This is a genomic window from Bradyrhizobium sp. A5, assembly GCF_042076515.1.
Taxonomy (GTDB): Bacteria; Pseudomonadota; Alphaproteobacteria; order Rhizobiales; family Xanthobacteraceae; genus Bradyrhizobium; species Bradyrhizobium cosmicum.
In genome coordinates this window covers 5,811,735-5,830,910 of the sequence record NZ_CP148990.1, presented here as the reverse complement: position 1 = coordinate 5,830,910, position 19,176 = coordinate 5,811,735, and the positions used below count along the sequence as shown (strand labels likewise).

Here is a 19,176-nt window from a genome sequence, read left to right as displayed (position 1 = left end):
CGCGAAGGCGCGCTCCTCAGGGGGAGGGTCTAACAGCGGCGCGTCACCACACCGCCGTGCCCTTCATCGTCGGCTGCCCTTCGGCATTCGCGGTCCACAGCTCCATGCCCGCCTCGGTCTCGTTGGCGTTGATGGAGAACTCCGTGCCCTCGAACAGCGGCTGAAGGCCGCGATAGGTGAATTTCCTGGGTGCCTTGCCGCCGCGCAGCTTCGCCGCCAGCTCGACGATGAACGCCGCCTGCAACGGCCCGTGGAAGATCAGGCCCGGATAGCCCTCGACCTTGGTGGCGTAGTCGCGGTCGTAATGGATGCGGTGGCCGTTGAAGGTGAGCGCGGAATAGCGGAACAGCAGCACGGGATCGGAGACATGGGTCTCGCGGTGCTGGGCCTCCGGCGGCGGAGGCGGGGCCTTGGCCGACGCGGGCGCGCTGCTCGTCATCTCGCGGTAGACGATGTCCTGCCGCTCGCGGATGGCTGTGCCGCGTGGGCAAGAGATGCTGTGCTCGACCGAGACGAAGCACAGCGTACCAGTCGATCCCGTCTTCACCTGCACATCGGCAATGCGCGAGGTCCGCGTCGATTCATCGCCAACCTGCAGCGGCTGCAGGAACTCGATCTCGCCGCCGGCCCACATCCGGCGCGGCAGCGGCACCGGCGGCAGGAAACCGCCGCGGGTCGGGTGGCCGTCGGGCCCGAGCATCGACATCGGGAACACCGGCTGCGCCAAACACCAGTGCACCGTGAACGGCGCGGCGTCGCCCTTTTTGGGCTCGCCCACCTCCTGGAACAGCGTCGCGCGCAGGCCCATGACGAGCTGCGCGGTGACGATGTCGGTCGCCTCGGTGCTGCGGCCGATCCATTGCCGCAGGTGATCGATGTCGAGCTTTTCGGTCATGACGCCTCGCTCTTGTTATGACTTATTTGTTGGTTTCTCGCCAATCGCGGGCACAGCGCCGTAAGCCCGCGTCTCGCCGACGATGATCGGCGCCGGCGCGGGATAGCTGACACGACCGTTCGGCGTGTCGACCTCGATGCGGCGCAGATGCGGATGGTTGGTGAGGTCGGCCATGGTGTTGACCTCGGCAAAGGCGATGTCGGCAGCGGAGAGCCGCTTGAGCAGCTCGTCGCGCGTCAGGCTGCCGAAGGCATCGGCCACCGTCTTGTCGGTGAAGTCGCGGTTGCGCACGCGCTCGACGCCATTGGCGACGCGCGGATCGTTCGGCAGGTCGGGCTGATCCAGCACCTTTGCGCACAGCGTCTTCCACTCGCGCTCGCTCTGGATCGAGATCAGGATGTCCTTGCCGTCCTTCGAGGTGAACACGCCATAGGGCGCGATCGAGGGATGACGCAGACCCATGCGCTTGGGCGGATTACCGGCCTCGGAGTTGAGCAGCGGCACGGTGCACCAGTCGGCCATCACGTCGAACATTGAGATGCGGATATCGGCGCCCTTGCCGGTGCGCCCGCGTCCGATCAGCGCTTCCAGGATCGCCGCATGCGCGGTTGCGCCGGTCGCGACGTCGACGATCGACATGCCGACGCGCGAGGCGCCATCGGGGTTGCCGGTAATCGAGGCAAGCCCGCTCTCGGCCTGGATCAACAGGTCATAGGCCTTGCGCTGCGCGTAGGGGCCTTCGTCGCCATAGCCCGTGATGGTGCAGGAGATCAGCCTCGGGTAATCCTTCAGCAGCCGCTCGCGCGAAAAGCCGAGCTTGTCCATCGAGCCGGGCTTGAGGTTCTGGATCAGCACGTCGGCGCCGGCGATCAGCTTCTCGAGCTCGGCGCAGCCTTCCCTGGTGGCGAGATCGACCACCGTCGACTGCTTGCCGCGGTTGAGCCACACAAAGTAGCTGCTCTGGCCCTTGGCCGCCGCGTCATAGCCACGGGCGAAATCGCCCTCCGGCCGCTCGATCTTGATGACCTCCGCGCCGGCATCCGCGAGGCGCGACGAGCAGAACGGCGCCGCCACCGCCTGCTCGACCGCAATCACCCTGATCCCGTCCAATGCGCCCATGATTCCTGCCTCAGTACGAGCGCGGCATGCCGAGCACGTGCTCGGCGATGAAGGACAGCACGAGGTTGGTCGAGATCGGCGCGACCTGATAGAGCCGCGTCTCGCGGAATTTGCGCTCGACGTCGTATTCCTCGGCGAAGCCGAAGCCTCCATGGGTCTGGACGCAGGCGTTCGCCGCTTCCCACGATGCATCGGCCGCCAGCATCTTGGCCATGTTGGCTTCCGCGCCGCAATCGAGTCCGGCCTCGTATTTGCGCGTAGCTTCCTTCACCATCAGCTCGGCCGCGCGCATCGCGGCGTAGGCCTTGGCGATCGGGAACTGGATGCCCTGGTTCTGGCCGATCGGCCGGCCGAACACGCTGCGCTCCTTGGCGTAGTTCGTGGCCTTGGCGATGAACCATTTGGCGTCGCCGACGCATTCGGCGGCGATCAAAATGCGCTCGGCATTCATGCCGGAGAGGATGTAGCGGAAGCCCTTGCCTTCCTCGCCGATCAGATTCTCCGCCGGCACTTTCATGTCGGTGAAGAACACTTCGGTGGTGGCGTGGTTCATCATGGTGCGGATCGGGCGAATCTCGAGGCCCTTGTTCTTGGCCTCGCGCATGTCGACGATGAACACGGAGAGACCGTCGGTGCGCTTCTTGACCTCGTCCTTCGGCGTGGTCCGCGCCAGCAGCAGCATCAGGTCGGAATGCTCGGCGCGGCTGGTCCAGATCTTCTGGCCGTTGACGATGTAGCCGGCATTGCCGTCCTTGCGCGCGAAGGTCTTCAGCGAGGTCGTGTCGGTGCCGCTGGTCGGCTCGGTGACGCCGAAGGCCTGCAGCCGCAATTCGCCGCTCGCGACCTTCGGCAGATATTTCGCCTTCTGCTCGTCGCTGCCGTGCCGCAGCACCGTGCCCATCGTGTACATCTGGGCATGGCAGCCGCCGCCGTTGCAGCCCGCGCGCTGGATCTCTTCGAGGATCGCCACCGCCGCGGACAGCTTCAGCCCCGCGCCGCCATATTCCTCGGGGATCAGCACCGAGAGATAGCCGGCCTGCGTCAGCGCGTCGACGAAGGCCTTCGGATAGGCCATCTCGCGATCGAGCTTGCGCCAGTATTCGCCCGGAAACTGCGCGCACAGCTTTGCGACGGCTTCGCGGATGTCGGCGTGATCTTCGGTGTGGTGGTCTTCACTCATGGCGTTTCCCAATGGTAGCGGCAGTCAAGATAACGCCGGCCGATCCCCTGGCGTTGTGAAAACAATGCCAGCCCCCTATGCTCATTTGCTATAGCGTATGGAGTAGCCTTCCAGGATTGGCAAGCATGGATTTCCGTCAGCTCAGGACCTTCAGTTGCGTGGCGGAGCTCGGCAGCCTCTCCAAGGCCTCCGATACGCTGCGCGTGGCGCAGCCCGCGCTCAGCCGGCAGATCAAGCTGCTGGAGCACGAGCTTCGCGTCGAGCTGTTCACGCGCAACGGCCGCGGCATGGTGCTGACCGAGGCCGGCCGGCTGCTGCTGGCGCGCACCTCCGGCATCGTGCGCCAGATCGACCAGATCCGCGACGATATCCAGTCGGCCAAGGGGCCGCCCTCGGGCCAGGTGGTGCTCGGTCTCGTGCCGACCGTGAGCTGCGTGCTGTCGGCGCGCTTTGCGCGGCGCTGCGTCGAAACATTTCCCGGCATTTCGCTGCGCATCGTCGAAAGCTACAGCGGCCATCTGGTCGAATGGCTGCATCGCGGCGAGATGGACCTCGCCATCCTCTACGGCCGCTCCGCCGACCTGCATCTCAACGTCGAGAGCCTTGGCCGCGACAACATCGTCGCGGTCGGCCCGCGCGGCTGTGGCCTTGCGCGCAAGAAGAGCGTCGAGATCGGTTGGCTGCTGCGGCAGCGGCTGGTGCTGCCCAGTCATTCCCATGGCCTCCGCGCGCTGATCGAGCACGCAGCCGCCCAGCGCAAGATCAAGCTCAACGTCCAGCTGGAAGCAGATTCGTTTCGCGTGCTGACCAGCCTGGTCGAGGAGGGCCTTGGCTTTGCGTTGCTGCCGCCGTCGTCGGTGCACGGCGAGGTCGCCGACGGGCGGCTGGAAACCGCTGTCGTGTCCAGGCCGATGACGCGCGAGCTCATTTTCGCCTCTCCGATCGACCGTCCGGCCTCGACGGCCTCGCTCGCCATCACAGCCCTCCTGCGCGACGAGGTCGCCGCCTGCCGCAAGGAAGGGTTGTGGGACATCAAGCTGGCTTGAGTGCCGGCGCTTTCTTCGCCTATCCCCGCGTGCGGGGCGAGGGAGCGAAGTGAGCGCTCGGTGAATGCTTAGGACACAAGCCCGCCGTCGGCCCTTCGCATTCTTCGCGACCTGTCATGCCGGAATTTTATAGCTGCGCTCGCAATGACGGAGGGGAGAGCCTACCCCGGTATCCGCACCGGCAGCGACTCATAGCCCTTGATGAAGCTCGAATAGATCCGCTTCGGCTCGCCGACCACCTCGATCCGGTCGAACCGCTTCAGCATCTCCTCCCAGACGATTCTGAGCTGCAGCTCGGCAAGGCGCATGCCGACGCAGCGGTGGATGCCGAAGCCGAAGGAGAGGTGGGTGCGCGGCCGCGGGCGGTCGATGATGAACTCGTTCGGCTTTTCGAACATCTCCTCGTCGCGGTTGCCGGAGACGTACCACATCACGACGCGGTCGCCCTTCTTGATCTGCTTGCCGCCGATTTCAGTGTCGGCAAGCGCGGTGCGGCGCATATGCGCTAGCGGCGTCTGCCAGCGGATCACCTCCGGCACCATGGAATCGATCAGCTCCGGATTGGCGCGGAGCTTGTCGTACTGCTCGGGATTCTCGTTCAGCGCCAGCACCGAGCCGGTCATGGTGTTGCGCGTGGTGTCGTTGCCGCCGACGATGAGCAGGATGATGTTGCCCATGAGGTTGTCGGGGTCCATGAAGCGCGTGGCGTCGTTGTGCGCCATCAGCGACAACAGGTCGTTGCGCGGCGCGGAGTTGACGCGCTCGTTCCAGAGCTTCGACATGTAGGCGTAGCACTCGTCCATCTCGCGGCGGCGCTCTTCGGCCGAGGCGACGATGCCGCTCTTGGGCAGCGCGGTCGCGACGTCCGACCAGCGCGTCAGCTTGCGCCGCTCTTCCCAGGGGAAGTCGAACAGGGTCGCCAGCATCTGCGTCGTCAGCTCGATCGAGACCCGCTCGACGAAGTTGAAGGTCTCGTTGCGCGGCAAATTGTCTAGCACGGTCTGCGAGCGCTGGCGGATCAGTTTTGCCAGCTCGTCCAGATGCGCCGGCGTGAACATCGGCGACACCGTCTTGCGCTGCGACGAATGACGTGGCTGGTCCATCGCGATGAAGCTCGGCCAGTCATAGCCCTGCGGCACGTCGCGGATCCCGATGCCGCCGAGCGTCGAGTCGGATGAGAAGATGCCGTGATTGGTGTCGACATGCATGATGTCGTCGTACTTCACCACCGACCAGTACGGCTCGATCGGTGCGTTGGTGCAGTAATGCACCGGCTCTTCCTTGCGTAGCCGTTCGAACCACGGCCACAGCGTGTCGTCCTGGAATAGCCTGGGCGCGCCGGGGTGAAACTGCGCCAGCGGCGTCGCATAGGCCTCCTCGCGGGCCCTGCGCATGCGTTCGGCCTTGTCGGTCTTGACCGGAGTCTGGATGTTCATGTCGGTAGCTCCAGTGTTTGTTCTTTCGCCTCTCCCCGCGTGCGGGGAGAGGCCGGAATTCGAGCGAAGCTTGAATTCCGGGTGAGGGGGACTCTCCGCGAATCCAATTCTCTCCGTCCCCGTGGAGACCCCCCCTCACCCCGACCCTCTCCCCGCAGGCGGGGAGAGGGAGCTAACTCATGCCGCAATCTTCACCGGCAGGGTTTCAAGACCCTTTACGAAACTCGAATAGACCCGCTTGGGTTCACCGACCACGTCGATATGGTCGAAACGCCTCAGGATCTCTTCCCAGATAATCTTGAGCTGGAGTTCGGCAAGCCGCAAGCCGACGCAGCGGTGGATGCCGAAGCCGAAGGACAGATGCGTGCGCGGGCGGGCGCGATCGATGATGAAGTCGTAGGGCTTCTCGATCACCTCCTCGTCGCGGTTGCCCGAGACGTACCACATCACGACCTTGTCACCTTTCCTGATCTGCTTGCCGCGGAACTCGAAATCGGCGAGCGCGGTGCGGCGCATATGCGCCAGCGGCGTCTGCCAGCGGATCACCTCCGGCACGAAACTGTCGAGCAGCGCGGGATTGTCGCGCAGCTTGCGATACTGCTCCGGATGCTGGCTCAGCGCGTGGAGCGAGCCTGACATGGTATTGCGGGTGGTGTCATTGCCGCCGACGATCAAAAGAATGAGATTGCCGAGGAAATTCTTCGCATCCATGTCGCGCGTGGCGGCGCCATGCGCCATCATCGAGAGCAGGTCGCTTTTCGGCGGCTGCGCGATGCGCTCCTTCCACAGCCGGGCGAAATAGCCGGCGCATTCCGCGAGCTCGGCCTGCCGCTCGTCTTCGGTGGCGACGAGGCCGTCGGGGCCGGGAATGGTGGTGGCGATATCGGACCAGCGCGTCAGCTTGCGGCGGTCCTCCCAGGGGAAATCGAACAGCACCGCGAGCATCTGGGTGGTGAGCTCGATCGAGACGCGATCGACCCAGTCGAACACTTCACCGCGCGGTAGATTGTCGAGGCACTCCGCCGAGCGCTTGCGGATGTTGAGGGCGAGATTGTCCAGATGCGTCGGCGTGAACATCGGCGCCACGGTCTTGCGCTGCGCGGCATGGCGCGGCGGGTCCATCGAGATGAAACTCTCGCGGCGCAAATCCGGGTCGATGTCGCGGATGGTGATGCCGCCAAGCGAGGAGGCCGAGGAGAACACCGAATGGTTGGTCTCGATCTCCATGATGTCGTTGTAGCGCGTCACCGACCAGTACGGCCCGAACATCGAGTCCTTGCAGTAGTGCACGGGATCTTCCCGGCGCAGGCGGTCGAAATAGGGCCAGAACGTATCGGTCCTGAACAATTCAGGATCGCCGGGATCGAATTGCTCCAGCGGCAGTGATGAGGCACGCTCGCGCAATGCGTCGAGCTTGGCCGCGCTCTCGATGGTCCCATGCATGACCGGTCTCCCTGACATTTCCCCGCGCGCCTTTTTTTGAATTCTGCGCTGCGGTATTTGATTTGCAATTACAACCCGTTGTCGGCGCCGGAGCAAGGGAGAGTTTTGCCACATCCAACCTTTGCGAGAGGGTTGGATGGCCGTCACGTCGGTCTGTCAACGTGATCTCCCGCACGCCGTCGCCCGTGGAATCATGCAAGAAGCCGACGGAAATCGAGCCAAATCGAACCCGCCCGTCTTGGGGTCCGACTAATCTCTGATCTATAGTTTGACCGCAACAGATCCTCATCCCGAGGTTGCCGCCGTGAACGACATGCAATGGGCCCCGATCGGCTCCGAACCCTTACCCCCGCCGCTGCCGCCCACGCGGGTCGATTTCACCGGCAACCGCTCCGAATTCCGCAAATTGGTCACCAAGGGTGCCTTGCTGGAGCTCGTCACTTTCGGCTTCTACCGATTCTGGCTCGTCACCGACATTCGCCGTCATCTGTGGTCGAACACTGCGATCGAAGGTGACGCCGCCGAATACACCGGACGGGCCAAGGAGCTTTTGATCGGCTTCCTGTTCGCGCTCGCGATCCTGGTGCCGATTTATCTCGCTTATTTTCTCGTCGGTATCGAGTTCGAGCGCTGGCAGGGCTTTGCCTCGACGCCGCTGTTCATCAGCTTCTACGCCTTCGGCCAGTTCGCGGTCTTTCGCGCGCGGCGCTATCGGCTGACGCGCACGGTCTGGCGCGGCGTGCGGTTCTGGATGGACGGCTCGGGCTGGGCCTATTCGTTCCGCGCCATGGCGTGGGGCTTGCTGGTGTTCCTCACCCTCGGCCTGGCGCTGCCCTGGCGCGAGGCCTCGCTCGAGCGCTACAAGATGCGGCACACCCATTACGGCGATCTCTCCGGCGATTTCGAGGGCGACGGCTGGACATTCTTCAAGCGTGCGTGGTGGCTATGGCTGCTGAGCCCGATCGCGCTCTTCATCTTCCCGCTCGCGCCGTTCTTCTATGCCGAGTTCAGGGCGCGCGAATGGCGCTGGTGGCTCGACGGCATCCGCATCGGCGGCGTCAGCCTGTCCTCGCAATTGCCGCATGACGCGTTCTACGGCCTGTACTGGAAAGTGATCGGCTGGTGGATGCTGCTCACGACCGTGTTCGCCGCCTATATGGGCGGCGCCGCCTTGCTCGTCGTCCAGCTGAGCGGCGTTCCGGCCGATCAAATGTTCGAAGCCGGCAATACCGCCAGGAGCATCCCGATGGTGGTGATGATGGTCATCGGCTATTTTGCCCTCGCGCTCGCGATCAACATCGTCATGCGGGTCTATCTGCAGCGTGATATCTGGGCCAAGGTGCTGGAGACCGTCGAGGTGCACAACATCGGAGCCGCGGCGGACGTGCGCGGCAGCGGCGAGCTTGCCAGCGCGCTCGGCGAAGGTTTTGCCGACGGGCTCGATGTCGCGGGATTTTGATCTGTGAGTGAGTTGTCACCTGAGTCCCCCACGCACTCCGCCAGGCCGACGATCTTCTTCGATGGCGTGTCGAGCCGCAGGCGGCAGGTGACGCTGGCGCTCGGCGATGCGCTCGAGATTGTCGAGGAGGGCGGGGCGCCCGCGAGCTGGGCCTATGCCGACATTCGCCGCGCCGACAGTCCGGCAGGAATCTTGCGCCTTGCCTGCACCTCCGCGCCGTCCCTGGCGCGGCTCGAAATCCGCGACGCCGCGCTGGCCGCCGACGTCACCGCCCGCTGCATGCGTCTCGACGAGCACCAGACCTCGCGTCGCGGCGTCGCAAAAATCGTCGGCTGGTCGGTGGCGGCCGCCGTCTCCATCGTCTGTGTCGTGCTGTTCGGCGTGCCGCTCGCCGCGGACCGTCTCGCGCCGCTGGTGCCGAAACCGATCGAGCGGCGAATCGGCGATGCGTCGGAGGTCCAGGTCAAGACCGTCTTCGGCGGCAAAGCATGCGAGGATCCGGCCGGGAAAGCCGCCTTCGTCAAGCTCGTCAACCGCCTGCGCGATGCCGCCGGTCTCGACGACGATGCCATGACGGCGGGCGTGCTGCCGACCTCGGTGCCGAACGCGTTCGCGCTGCCCGGCGGCAAGGTCTACGTGCTGAAGGGCCTGCTCGACAAGGCGGAAAACCCGGACGAGATCGCCGGCATCCTTGCCCATGAGCTCGGCCATCTCAAGCATTACGACAACATGCGCGGCCTGATCTACAACGGCGGCACCTCGTTCCTGATCGGCCTGCTGTTCGGCGACGTCACCGGTTCCTCCGCCGTGATCTTCGCCTCGCGCAGCGTGGTCGAGGCCTCCTATTCGCGCGAGGCCGAGACCGCTGCGGATACGTTCTCGATCGAGATCATGCACAAGCTCGGCCGCTCGCCGAAGCCCGCGGCCGAGCTGATGTTCCGCATCACCGGCAAGGAAGGCGGCGGCCTCACGTCGATTCTGGCGAGCCATCCGCTCACCGAGGACCGGCTCGCCCGCATGACGAAAGAAGACCGCCCCGCCAGCGGCCCGCCGCTGCTGACGGACAAGGAGTGGCAGGCGTTGAAGCTGATTTGCGGCAGCGGGAAGATCTGAGGCGGCGGAAGCGCCCCTGCGGCCATCCTTCGAGACGCCCGCCTCCGGCGGGCCCTCAGGATGAGGTTGGAGTGTTCAGGAGCATGTTCAACGAAAAGCCTCATCCTGAGGAGACCGCTGAAAGCGGTCGTCTCGAAGGACGAGGCGCTTGCTCGGGCCTCGCCACGATGGATGCCTACCGTGTCCCGTAGGCGCGGTCGCCGGCGTCGCCGAGGCCCGGCAAAATAAAACCGTTCTCGTCGAGACCCTCGTCGACCGCGGCCGTCCAGATCGGCACGTCCGGATGAAATCCGCGCAGCCGCTCGAGCCCTTCGGGCGCGGCGATCAAACAGGCCAGGCGAATGTCCTTGGCGCCGCGTTCCTTCAGCCGGTCGATTGCGGCCACGGCCGTGTTGGCGGTGGCGACCACCGGCGTCACCACGATCGCCAGGCGCTCGCTGAGATCGGATGGCGATTTGAAGAAATACTCGACCGCCGCAAAGCTGTGCGGCTCGCGGTAAAGCCCGATATGCGCGACCCGTGCGGTCGGCACCAAATCCATCATCCCGTCGACGAAGGTCGTGCCGGCACGCAGCATCGGAACGAACACCAGCTTCTTGCCGGCGATCTTGGCCGAGTGCATCGTCGCCAGCGGCGTCTCGATCACGGTGTCAGTGAGCGGCAGGTCGCGCGTCACCTCGTAGCACAGCAGCATGCCGATCTCCTTGATCAGCTCGCGGAATGACTTGGTCGAGATGGACTTGTCCCGCACCAGCGTCAGCTTGTGCTGCACCAGCGGATGATCGACGATCGTGACGCCTTCCATGATCGAATGCCTTTCTTCCTTCTCGCCTTGCGGGAGAAGGTGGCGCGAAGCGCCGGGGAGAGGGTTTAGAAAACCGTGCCGTCGCTGATCACCTTGAGCGGCGGCGAACCATCGGGACGGCGCGCAAAGGCAATGGCGCGGCCAGCGGCCCAGGTGCCGCCTTCCAGGATGCTGGCGAGCGGCAACGACTCCGGTGTGCGGCCGAGTTTTGCGCGAACGAGTTTAGCCAGCCGGTCGAGCAGCGCCACAGTCAGTGCACGCCACTCGACGACGAGCAGCGAGTCCACCGCATGCGCGCGCCCGGCGTCAGCGGGATCGCGCAGGCGCAGCACCGCGTGATCGACGAACAGGCCGCCGTTGCGATATTCGGCAAGCCCCGTCAGGCCGTCGATATCGGTGACGTCGAAGCCGGCGCGCTGGAGCGGCTCGATCAGCGAATAGCTCAGCCATTGCGACAGCTTGTGCAGCGGCACGAGGCCGGTGGTCGCATCATCCGTCTGAAGCGCGGGATGGCGCCAGCAATCGCCGAGCGGAATCCCGGCGAGTTCGAGCCGCGACGGCCAGATCGGCCCAAGCTGGTTCAATACCGCGGCAAGGATCGCGGGCGCGGCGATGGCGCCGTCCTTGGCTTGCGCTACGATGTAATCGAACAAGCCACCCGGCCGTGGGCTGTCGTGCAGGCCGAAAACCTCTGGACGCCCGGCAACCAGCTTGCCCAGCCGCTGCAACAGATCGGTTCGGCCTTCGAGGCCGAGCAGGGGATTGGCGTCCGTCACCTGAAACGCGGATGTCAGGGCGGCGAGCGGCAGCTTTCCAAGGACACCCGCATCGACCCTGAACGGCGCGCGCGGATCGCCGGAAAACAGGCCGCTTGCGAACATATCGAGGCTCGCGATCGCCAGCCCCTCGGACCGGCCGATGCCTTGTCCCGTCACCGCGTCGCGATAGCGCCATGCAGCACCCGCGCCGGCATCGAGCAGCACGCTGACGATGGCGAGGTCGAACTCCGCGCGCGCCCGCGCGGCGCGATCCGGCCACGATGCGGCATCCTCCAGCCGCGCCCAGCGGTCGATACCGCCGAGCACGAAATGCCGCCACCGCGCGTGGAACGGAATCTCCAGCGTCGGGTAGGCCTTTCGCGTCACCGCGAGCACGGCCTCCGCGACGGCGTCCATGTGATGGAGATCGACGGTGAAATGCGTGAGCCCGCCGTTCAGGCCGATCTCGAGCATGTCGCCGGCCCGCGCGCGAACCGCTTCTGCACTTAGCAGCGAGCGGGCCTGCAGTTCCAGAGCGTCGGTCATCGCTTGATCAGTATTTTTCCAGCGACCGCCCGACCACGCCATTGACATCCTTCTCGGGCGCGATGTCGGTCGAGTAGTAGCCGGCCGCCTTCTTCGCGGCGATCTCGACATGGGCGTCGGCCGGGATCAGCTCCAGCGGAATCGGCACGCGCTCGACGATCTCGATGCCCTGCGATGTCAGCGCGTCGTGCTTCATGTCGCTCATCGACAGGAAGCGGTCGATGCGCTTCAGGCCGAGCCAGTGGATGGTGTCGGGCATCAATTGCTGGAAGCGCGCGTCCTGGACGCCGGCGACGCATTCGGTGCGCTCGAAATAGGCGGCGGCCGCATCGCCGTCCTCCTGGCGCTTGCGGGCGTTGTAGACCAGGAATTTCGTGACCTCGCCGAGCGCGCGGCCTTCCTTGCGGTTGTAGATGACGAGTCCGAGCCCGCCTTCCTGCGCGCCGCGCGCGGATTCCTCGATGCCGTGGATGAGATAGGGGCGGCAGGTGCAGATGTCGGAGCCGAACACGTCGGAGCCATTGCACTCGTCATGCACGCGGCAGGTGATCTTGGCGCGATGGTCGGGCAGTTTCGTCACATCGCCGAACATGTAGACCGTGGTGCCGCCGATCGGCGGCAGGAACACCTTCATGTCCGGCCGGGTCACGAGCTCGGGGAACATGCCGGCGGTCTGCTCGAACAGGGTGCGACGCAACTCGGTCTCGTTGGTCTTGAACCGCTCGGCGAGGCCGGGCAGGTACCAGACCGGATCGATCGCGATCTTGACCACCGAGACGCTGCCATTGGCATGCACGACATCACCGTCGGCGCGCAGCCGTTTTGCCGCCAGCGCCTCGCGGATCTCCGGCAGGTCCAGCCGCGCGCGGGTCACCGCGATGCTCGGACGGATGTCGATTCCCTCGGCGATGTCCTTGCCGAAATTCTCCGCGACCAGATGCCCCCAGGGATCGAGCGCGACGATCTTGGCGGGATCGCGCCATTGCTCGAACGGGCCGATGGTCGCTGCCGGAAACGTGTTGGTGAGGTCAGGGCGCCGGATCGGATCGAGTGCGCCGGCGGAAACGGCGAGCGCGCGGTACATCGCGTAGGAGCCGCCATGGCTGCCGATCACGTTGCGATCCCCGGCGCGCGACACCGTGCCGATGATCGGCCCGCGGGCACGCGCGTCGGCGGCACCCCAATGGATCGGGAAGGCGGCCTTCCGGCCCGGCTCCGGATGGGAGGTCAGGCGGATGTGGTCGGTACGGTTCGCGCGGCTCATGACCAAACTCCCAAAAAGCCAACGGCCCGCCGCTCGGACGGGCCTGGCTCGGTCGCGCCGCCACCGGCGGCGCAAGATCAATCCAACATATTGTAGCGGCGAGCCGCGACAGACAAGTTAATGGTGTCGCATGACAGCGCCGTCTCATCGTCGATGCCGTTCATGTGAGCATCGCCATGCCGACCCCGAAGGGCGCGCCGACACCGGCCATGGCCCCCAAGATGGCACCATTATATATATGAATTTGTTCGCGTTTTTTAAGGGGCCGGCCGGGTGGCTAGGCCAATTCCCGCTCACCCCAGGGCGTCCGGATCACCGCGCGAAACGACGGTTTCGGGTCGGGGCGGAAGCGGATCCGGGGGGCGTCCAGAACGCCCGAAAGCGCCGCCCGGATCGTGTCCGCCTCGGGGTGCCGGATCTCGAACGCCACCAGCGCGCAGCCGAGGTCAGGCATGCGCGAAGCAGGATGCGGGCCTTCCGGCCATTCGATCACGGTCGGAAACGCGCCACCGAACGGCATCGAGCCGTCGGGCGGAACGGAGATCAGCCATTCGAGATCGCCCCGCGTCACCGTGATCGCCGGTCTCGCGGCCTGCGGGGTTTTTGCAAGCGCCGATGTGATGTCGGACGTGCTCACGACCCAGGTCATGAGCTTCGGCGAGGATGCGAGCGCCGCATGCGTGTGCGCATCATCCAATGTGAACCAGCGCGGCCGTTTCGGCGTGGGGGCCTGTGGGTCCGGAGCGATGACTTCGAGGAAGCTCGTCTCGCTCAGCCGCAACAGATGATTGTGCGTCCCCATCAGCGGATGCGCGCCGCCGGCCGGCGGCGCAATGCCGAGCGCCTGTTCGACATAGGCGACGCCTTCGGCGAGGTTGTTCGCGGCGACGGTGATGTGGTCGAGATGAAGCATGGCCGGCATCTTGCACAAATTGGCCGCGTCCACACCCTCCAAACAGGTGACTGGATCAAACGTGCATATTCAGACATATCGACCGGATCGGCTCTGCCCCGGAGACCCCCATGCCCGCCGCCAGCTACATCGATCCCCGCAACGGACAGCTCTATCCGCTCGACCAGCCGCGCTGGTGCTCGGACCAGCGCACGCCGCTGCTGGTGACGCCGGGACCGGGCATCTCGCGCGAGGACATCGAGCCCCGCTCGCGCTCGCTCTGGCGCTACCGCGCGGCGCTGCCGGTCGAGATCGCAAAGCCGATCACGCTCGGCGAAGGCTGCACGCCGCTGGTCCAGCAGCAATGGGGTGACCTGCGGCCGTTGTTCAAGCTCGAATGGTTCAACCCGACCGGCAGCTTCAAGGACCGCGGCTCGGCGGTGATGCTGTCCTTCCTGCGGCAGATCGGCGTCGACGCCATTCTGGAGGACTCCTCCGGCAACGGCGGCTCGTCGATGGCCGGGTTAGGCGCCGCCGGCGGCCTCCGCGTGAAGATCCTGGCGCCGGCCTCGACGTCGCCGGCCAAGATCGCGCAGGTGCGCGCTTACGGCGCCGAGGTGCAGCTCGTCGAAGGCCCGCGCGAGGAGTCGGAAGCCGAGGCGATCCGCCAGTCGAGCCAGACCTTCTATGCCAGCCACAACTGGCAGCCTCTTTTTCTGGAGGGCACCAAGTCCCTCGCCTATGAAATCTGGGAAGACCTCGGTTTTCGCGCGCCCGACAATGTCATCATGCCCGTCGGCGCCGGTAGCAGCTTGCTCGGTTGTGCCTTCGGCTTCCGCGAGCTGTTGAAATCAGGCCAGATCGCGAAGCTGCCGCGCCTGTTCGCGGCGCAACCGCTGAACTGCTCGCCGATCGATGCGAGCTTTCAGGCTGGCGTCGACACGCCTGTCGCGCGCGAGGTGCAGAAGACCATCGCCGAAGGCACCGCCATCAAGGCTCCGCTGCGCCTGCGCGAGATCATCGCCGCTCTGCGCGAGAGCGGCGGCGGCACCGTTGCGCTCACCGAGGACGAGATCGTCGCCGCCTTGCGCCGCCTCGCGCGCCAGGGCCTGTTCGTCGAGCCGACCAGCGCCAGCGCTGCCGCCGCGCTGGAAAAGCTCTCCGCCACCGGTGCCATCAAGGCGAGCGAGACCACGGTCGCCGTCCTCACCGGCACCGGCCTGAAGGCCGCAACCACCGTCGCCGATCTGGTGCAGTAGGGCGCTGCTCTTACCCTCCAGGGGGGTAAGCTCACTCTCTCAAATCATTCACCCGCCTCACCCACGCCCGCACGTCCGCGAGCACCGGGGGCAGCACCGCCCTGACCTCGGCGACCGTCATGCCGGGCTTGATGCGGGGGTCGTAGAGCAGGTTCAGGATGTACTGGTCGTAGACGTCGAAATAACCCATCGAGACGTTGTCGTTGAACATCGTCCACGGCACGCTCGCGGTGTCGTTGATGGGCCCGAGCGATTGCAGCAGCTCCTCATAGGCGCAGTCGAGGAAGGTGAAGTCGCCGTTGTCGACGGTGAGGATGACGTCGGAATGCTCGATCTCGAAATTGTCGTTCTTGCGGAAGCCGGACAGGCATTGCGGATCGAGCGAGGTGCGGATCTCGCGCGCCTTCTCGGCGCCGTAGAAGCTCGAGATGGTGCGGAACAGGTCGCGGTCGCGCACCAGCTTCACCCGCACGTTCGCGGCCTCGTTGGTCTCGATCATGGCGATGTCGAGATGCTGCACGCGCTTGCCGATGTCGGCCACGACCTTGGCGAGCTGCGCCTTGCGGTCGGCGCGGTCGCTCTCGGCGAACACGCGCACCGGCGCGTCGAATTTGCGGATGCGGTCGACGCGGCCGGCGAGGTGGTATTCGGCGCCGAACGCGGTCTTCAGAAAACCTTCGACGATCTCGCCGTCGGTGAAGCTCTTCTTCTCGGACCGCTGGCGCGCGGCGATCGCGGCCACTTCGCCCGCGACAGCCACGGACGCGGTGTCAGGCACACATGTGAGGGTTGCGAGCGCCAGCAGGGCGGTGCGCAGGGAAGCCGAGGGCGAGTTCAATGCGCTCATCGTGTTGCGACGCTGCCGCATTCGCGCCTTGCGCACAAGTCCGCAAATTCACGCCCCGCGGGTTCCCACCCAACGGAAGCCTGCGTGGCTCTAGTTGTTCAGCACGACCACGGTGGTGCCGACCCCGACGCGGCTGTAGAGGTCGCTGACGTCTTCATTGGTCATGCGGAAGCAGCCCGAGGAGACGGCCTGGCCGATCGTCTCCGGCTCGTTGGAGCCGTGGATGCGGTAGAGCGTCGAGCCCAGATACATGGCGCGCGCGCCGAGCGGGTTTTCGACGCCGCCCTTCATGTGGCGCGGCAGGTCCGGCCGGCGGGCCAGCATCTGCGACGGCGGCGTCCAGTCCGGCCACTCCTTCTTGGCGGTGATCTTGTGCACCCCGCCCCAGCGGAAGCCGTCGCGGCCGACGCCGATGCCGTAGCGCAGCGCCTGGCCGTTCTGCAGCACCAGATAGAGCCGCCGTTCGGACGTGTTGACCACGATCGTTCCGGGCGCATAGGCGCCGCTGTAGTTGACGGTGGTGCGGGGAACCGGGTTGGCGCCGGAACGGAAGAAGTTCGGGCCGCCGCCCATGATGTCGCGCGAGTCGAACTCTTCGGCGAGCGCGCCGCCCGCAACGGCCGACAGCAATGCGATGGCGGCAATCGGCGCGGCAAAAAACCGGATCATTGTTTCCCCCAGCAAAAAATCGTTTCAACGACAGCCAGAGGCCATATTCGCGGGCTTTCCGCAAGCCACGGCCCCGTGAGGCAGGCCCTTTCCGAATGAGCCATCGTTAATGAATGCCGTTACCAAATCGGCAACCGCGCCAATTTGCCAAAAAGAATTAGCCAAAACGGCGCATCGCCGCGCGGGGCAGGGCGGCGATGCCTCCTATTGCTTTGACGGCACGAGCGAACAATGATTGATCGGACGGATCATTGGAAATTGCCGGTTGCAGGAGCTTTGGGATGAACGGTGCGGAAAGCCTGGTGCGGACGATGGTCAAGGGTGGGGTCGACATCTGCTTCTCCAACCCCGGCACCTCGGAGATGCATTTTGTCGCAGCGCTGGACCGGGTGCCGGGCATGCGCTGCGTGCTCGGCCTGTTCGAAGGCGTGGTGACCGGCGCCGCCGACGGCTATTACCGCATGAAGGGCACGCCGGCCTCGACCCTGCTGCATCTGGGCCCCGGCCTTGCCAATGGCCTCGCCAATCTGCACAACGCCAAGAAGGCGAATTCCGGCATCGTCAACATCGTCGGCCAGCATGCCGTCTACCACATCGGCTACAACGCCCCGCTCACCTCCGACATCGAGGGCCTTGCCCGGCCGATGTCGTCCTGGGTCCGTACCTCGCCGGATTCGAAATCGGTCGCCGCTGACGGTGCCGCGGCGATTGCTGCCGCGAAGAGTGCGCCCGGGCAGATCGCGACCCTGATCCTGCCCGCCGACACCGCCTGGAACGAGGCCGACGGCATCGCCGAGGTGCCCGCCGAGCAGCAGCGCGCGAGCTATTCGCCGCAGGCGGTCGAGCAGGCCGCAAAGATCCTGCACGGTGACGGCGAGGGTACGTTGCTGCTGATGACCGGCAGCGCGCTCTCCGAGCAGGGCCTGGCGCTGGCCGAGCGCATCGCAGCCAAGACCGGCTGCACGGTGATGGGCCCGACCTTCCGTCCCAGGATGGCGCGCGGCCGTGGCCGCTACGCGATCGACCGCATCCACTATGTCATCGATCAGGCGCTGCCGATGCTGGCGAAGTTCCGTCACATCGTACTGGTCGAGTCCGACGATCCCGTGGCGTTCTTCGCCTATCCGAACAAGCCGAGCGTGTTGCGGCCCGAAGGCTGCGACGTGCATCGCATGACGTCGTGGGGCGAGAATTCGGTCGCAGCGCTCGAAGCGCTCGCCGGCGCCGTGAAGGCCAGCGCCAAGGACGTCAAGCCGCAAGCGCTCGAGGCGCTGGTCAAGCCGACCGGCGCGCTGACCCATGCCTCGATTGCGCAGGCGATTGCTTACGCGATCCCCGAGAACGCGATCATGGTGGACGAATCCCTCACCACCGGCCGCGCCTTCTTCCCGCCGACCGCGGCCGCCGCGCCGCACGACTGGCTGCAGAACATGGGCGGCTCGATCGGCTTCTCCACGCCGCTGTCGATCGGCGCCGCGATCGCCTGTCCGGATCGCAAGGTGATCTGCATGGTCGGCGACGGCAGCGCGATGTACACGATCCAGTCGCTGTGGACGCAGGCGAGAGAAAACCTCAACATCGTCACCATCGTGTTCGCCAATCGCATCTACCAGATCCTGCGCGGCGAGTTCGACAATGTCGGCGCCGGCGAGCCCGGCCAGCGCGCCAACGACATGCTCCGCCTCGACCGTCCGACGCTGGATTTCGTCGCGCTGGCAAAGGGCATGGGCGTGCCAGGCCGCGCCGTCACCAATGCCGACGAGTTCAACAAGGCGCTGGCCGAAGCCGTCGCCGAGCCCGGTCCGCGGCTGATCGAAGTCCAGATGTAGGGCGCTCTTTCGAGGCGGAGCGCCAAAGGCCCGGAGGCGACATGCAGACCGAGCTGAACAAGGTGATCGCGGCGCTCCGGGAGTTCTACGCCCACGAAGGATTTTTGTTCGAGAAGGACATCGGCGAGCGCGCGATCACGCACCGTTTCGCCGTGCATCTCGAGCGGCAGTTTTCGGGCTGGGCGGTCGATTGCAATTACGACCGGCTCGGCGAGCGCACGCTGCATCTGCCGCACGGCACCATCATCTCGACCGACGATCATCTCGGCAAGTCGATCTACCCCGATGTCGTCGTGCATCAGCGCGAGATCCCGAACAATCTGCTCAGCGTCGAGATCCGCAAGGCGAGCAATCACACCTCGCTGGAGCACGACCAGCACAAGCTGCGGGCGCTGACTGACCCGAATGCCTGGTTCGCCTATTGGATCGGCGTGCTGCTGGTGCTGGACAAGCAGCATGTGACGACATCCGAAGTCTATGTCAGCGGCAGCCTCGATCAGCCGCTGTCGCTCTGGTTCGCGGCGCGGCTCGCGGAGAGCGGGCTCGCGGCCACGCGTTAGGGCGAAGCGGAAGTCGCCGCCACTTGGCGTTAACCATCGCCAACGGTTCCAGTCCG

Annotated in this window: 18 protein-coding genes; 7 read left to right on the top strand and 11 right to left on the bottom strand. The window is 65.5% G+C overall.

Features of this window, described 5'->3' with window-relative positions:
• Window positions 1–43 precede the first annotated feature (43 nt).
• The 3 genes from WHZ77_RS27680 to WHZ77_RS27670 are packed head-to-tail and all read right to left on the bottom strand — an operon-like array spanning window position 44 to window position 3,194.
• Window positions 44–895 carry a MaoC family dehydratase N-terminal domain-containing protein gene (locus WHZ77_RS27680; protein ID WP_375310855.1) on the bottom strand — a complete coding sequence of 284 codons (852 nt, stop codon included), beginning with the start codon at window positions 893–895 and terminating at the stop codon, window positions 44–46.
• Between the two features lie 15 nt (window positions 896–910).
• Window positions 911–2,014 (bottom strand): CaiB/BaiF CoA transferase family protein, encoded by a 1,104-nt coding sequence (locus WHZ77_RS27675; protein WP_375310854.1) that lies wholly within the window; start codon window positions 2,012–2,014, stop codon window positions 911–913.
• A 10-nt stretch (window positions 2,015–2,024) separates the two neighbouring features.
• Window positions 2,025–3,194 (bottom strand): acyl-CoA dehydrogenase family protein, encoded by a 1,170-nt coding sequence (locus WHZ77_RS27670; RefSeq protein WP_375310853.1) that lies wholly within the window; start codon window positions 3,192–3,194, stop codon window positions 2,025–2,027.
• 125 nt (window positions 3,195–3,319) lie between these two features.
• Between WHZ77_RS27670 and WHZ77_RS27665 the strand changes: the two genes are divergently transcribed.
• A complete protein-coding gene (locus WHZ77_RS27665; protein ID WP_375310852.1) occupies window positions 3,320–4,240 on the top strand; it encodes a LysR substrate-binding domain-containing protein in 921 nt (306 codons plus the stop codon).
• Between the two features lie 161 nt (window positions 4,241–4,401).
• Here the strand turns inward: WHZ77_RS27665 and WHZ77_RS27660 are convergent, their stop codons facing one another.
• The gene (locus tag WHZ77_RS27660; protein WP_375310851.1) at window positions 4,402–5,676 is read right to left on the bottom strand and encodes a cytochrome P450; all 1,275 of its coding nucleotides are present in this window, start codon (window positions 5,674–5,676) and stop codon (window positions 4,402–4,404) included.
• A gap of 177 nt (window positions 5,677–5,853) precedes the next feature.
• The gene (locus tag WHZ77_RS27655) at window positions 5,854–7,119 is read right to left on the bottom strand and encodes a cytochrome P450 (RefSeq protein WP_375310850.1); all 1,266 of its coding nucleotides are present in this window, start codon (window positions 7,117–7,119) and stop codon (window positions 5,854–5,856) included.
• Window positions 7,120–7,432: 313 nt separating this feature from the next.
• Between WHZ77_RS27655 and WHZ77_RS27650 the strand changes: the two genes are divergently transcribed.
• Window positions 7,433–8,578 carry a YjgN family protein gene (locus tag WHZ77_RS27650; protein WP_375314824.1) on the top strand — a complete coding sequence of 382 codons (1,146 nt, stop codon included), beginning with the start codon at window positions 7,433–7,435 and terminating at the stop codon, window positions 8,576–8,578.
• A gap of 3 nt (window positions 8,579–8,581) precedes the next feature.
• Entirely contained in the window at window positions 8,582–9,691 is a 1,110-nt protein-coding gene (locus tag WHZ77_RS27645) for a M48 family metallopeptidase (RefSeq protein WP_375310849.1), read from the top strand.
• A gap of 175 nt (window positions 9,692–9,866) precedes the next feature.
• On the opposite strand, the gene upp is transcribed toward WHZ77_RS27645, so the two are convergent.
• The 4 genes from upp to WHZ77_RS27625 form a co-directional block, all read right to left on the bottom strand.
• Entirely contained in the window at window positions 9,867–10,496 is a 630-nt protein-coding gene (gene upp, locus WHZ77_RS27640; protein ID WP_015688322.1) for a uracil phosphoribosyltransferase, read from the bottom strand.
• A gap of 65 nt (window positions 10,497–10,561) precedes the next feature.
• The gene (locus WHZ77_RS27635) at window positions 10,562–11,800 is read right to left on the bottom strand and encodes a URC4/urg3 family protein (protein WP_375310848.1); all 1,239 of its coding nucleotides are present in this window, start codon (window positions 11,798–11,800) and stop codon (window positions 10,562–10,564) included.
• A 7-nt stretch (window positions 11,801–11,807) separates the two neighbouring features.
• The gene (locus WHZ77_RS27630) at window positions 11,808–13,064 is read right to left on the bottom strand and encodes a GTP cyclohydrolase II (protein ID WP_375310847.1); all 1,257 of its coding nucleotides are present in this window, start codon (window positions 13,062–13,064) and stop codon (window positions 11,808–11,810) included.
• A gap of 277 nt (window positions 13,065–13,341) precedes the next feature.
• On the bottom strand, window positions 13,342–13,977 hold the full coding sequence (locus tag WHZ77_RS27625) for a VOC family protein (protein WP_375310846.1): 636 nt from the start codon (window positions 13,975–13,977) through the stop codon (window positions 13,342–13,344).
• Between the two features lie 110 nt (window positions 13,978–14,087).
• Here WHZ77_RS27625 and WHZ77_RS27620 point away from each other — a divergent pair, with 110 nt between their 5' ends.
• Window positions 14,088–15,215 carry a pyridoxal-phosphate dependent enzyme gene (locus tag WHZ77_RS27620; RefSeq protein ID WP_375310845.1) on the top strand — a complete coding sequence of 376 codons (1,128 nt, stop codon included), beginning with the start codon at window positions 14,088–14,090 and terminating at the stop codon, window positions 15,213–15,215.
• 31 nt (window positions 15,216–15,246) lie between these two features.
• Here the strand turns inward: WHZ77_RS27620 and WHZ77_RS27615 are convergent, their stop codons facing one another.
• Together WHZ77_RS27615 and WHZ77_RS27610 are read right to left on the bottom strand one after the other, a co-directional pair.
• Entirely contained in the window at window positions 15,247–16,083 is an 837-nt protein-coding gene (locus WHZ77_RS27615; protein WP_375310844.1) for a DUF2927 domain-containing protein, read from the bottom strand.
• A 69-nt stretch (window positions 16,084–16,152) separates the two neighbouring features.
• Entirely contained in the window at window positions 16,153–16,731 is a 579-nt protein-coding gene (locus WHZ77_RS27610) for a L,D-transpeptidase (protein ID WP_375310843.1), read from the bottom strand.
• 109 nt (window positions 16,732–16,840) lie between these two features.
• Between WHZ77_RS27610 and WHZ77_RS27605 the strand changes: the two genes are divergently transcribed.
• From WHZ77_RS27605 to WHZ77_RS27595, 3 genes are read left to right on the top strand one after another with little or no spacing between them, the layout of a single operon-like run.
• Window positions 16,841–16,966: a hypothetical protein gene (locus WHZ77_RS27605; protein WP_375310842.1), complete on the top strand. Its 126-nt coding sequence runs from the start codon at window positions 16,841–16,843 to the stop codon at window positions 16,964–16,966.
• A 46-nt stretch (window positions 16,967–17,012) separates the two neighbouring features.
• Window positions 17,013–18,560, top strand: a complete 1,548-nt coding sequence (locus tag WHZ77_RS27600) for an acetolactate synthase large subunit (protein WP_375310841.1) — start codon at window positions 17,013–17,015, stop codon at window positions 18,558–18,560.
• A 41-nt stretch (window positions 18,561–18,601) separates the two neighbouring features.
• Window positions 18,602–19,120: a hypothetical protein gene (locus tag WHZ77_RS27595; RefSeq protein ID WP_375310840.1), complete on the top strand. Its 519-nt coding sequence runs from the start codon at window positions 18,602–18,604 to the stop codon at window positions 19,118–19,120.
• Window positions 19,121–19,176: the final 56 nt, after the last annotated feature.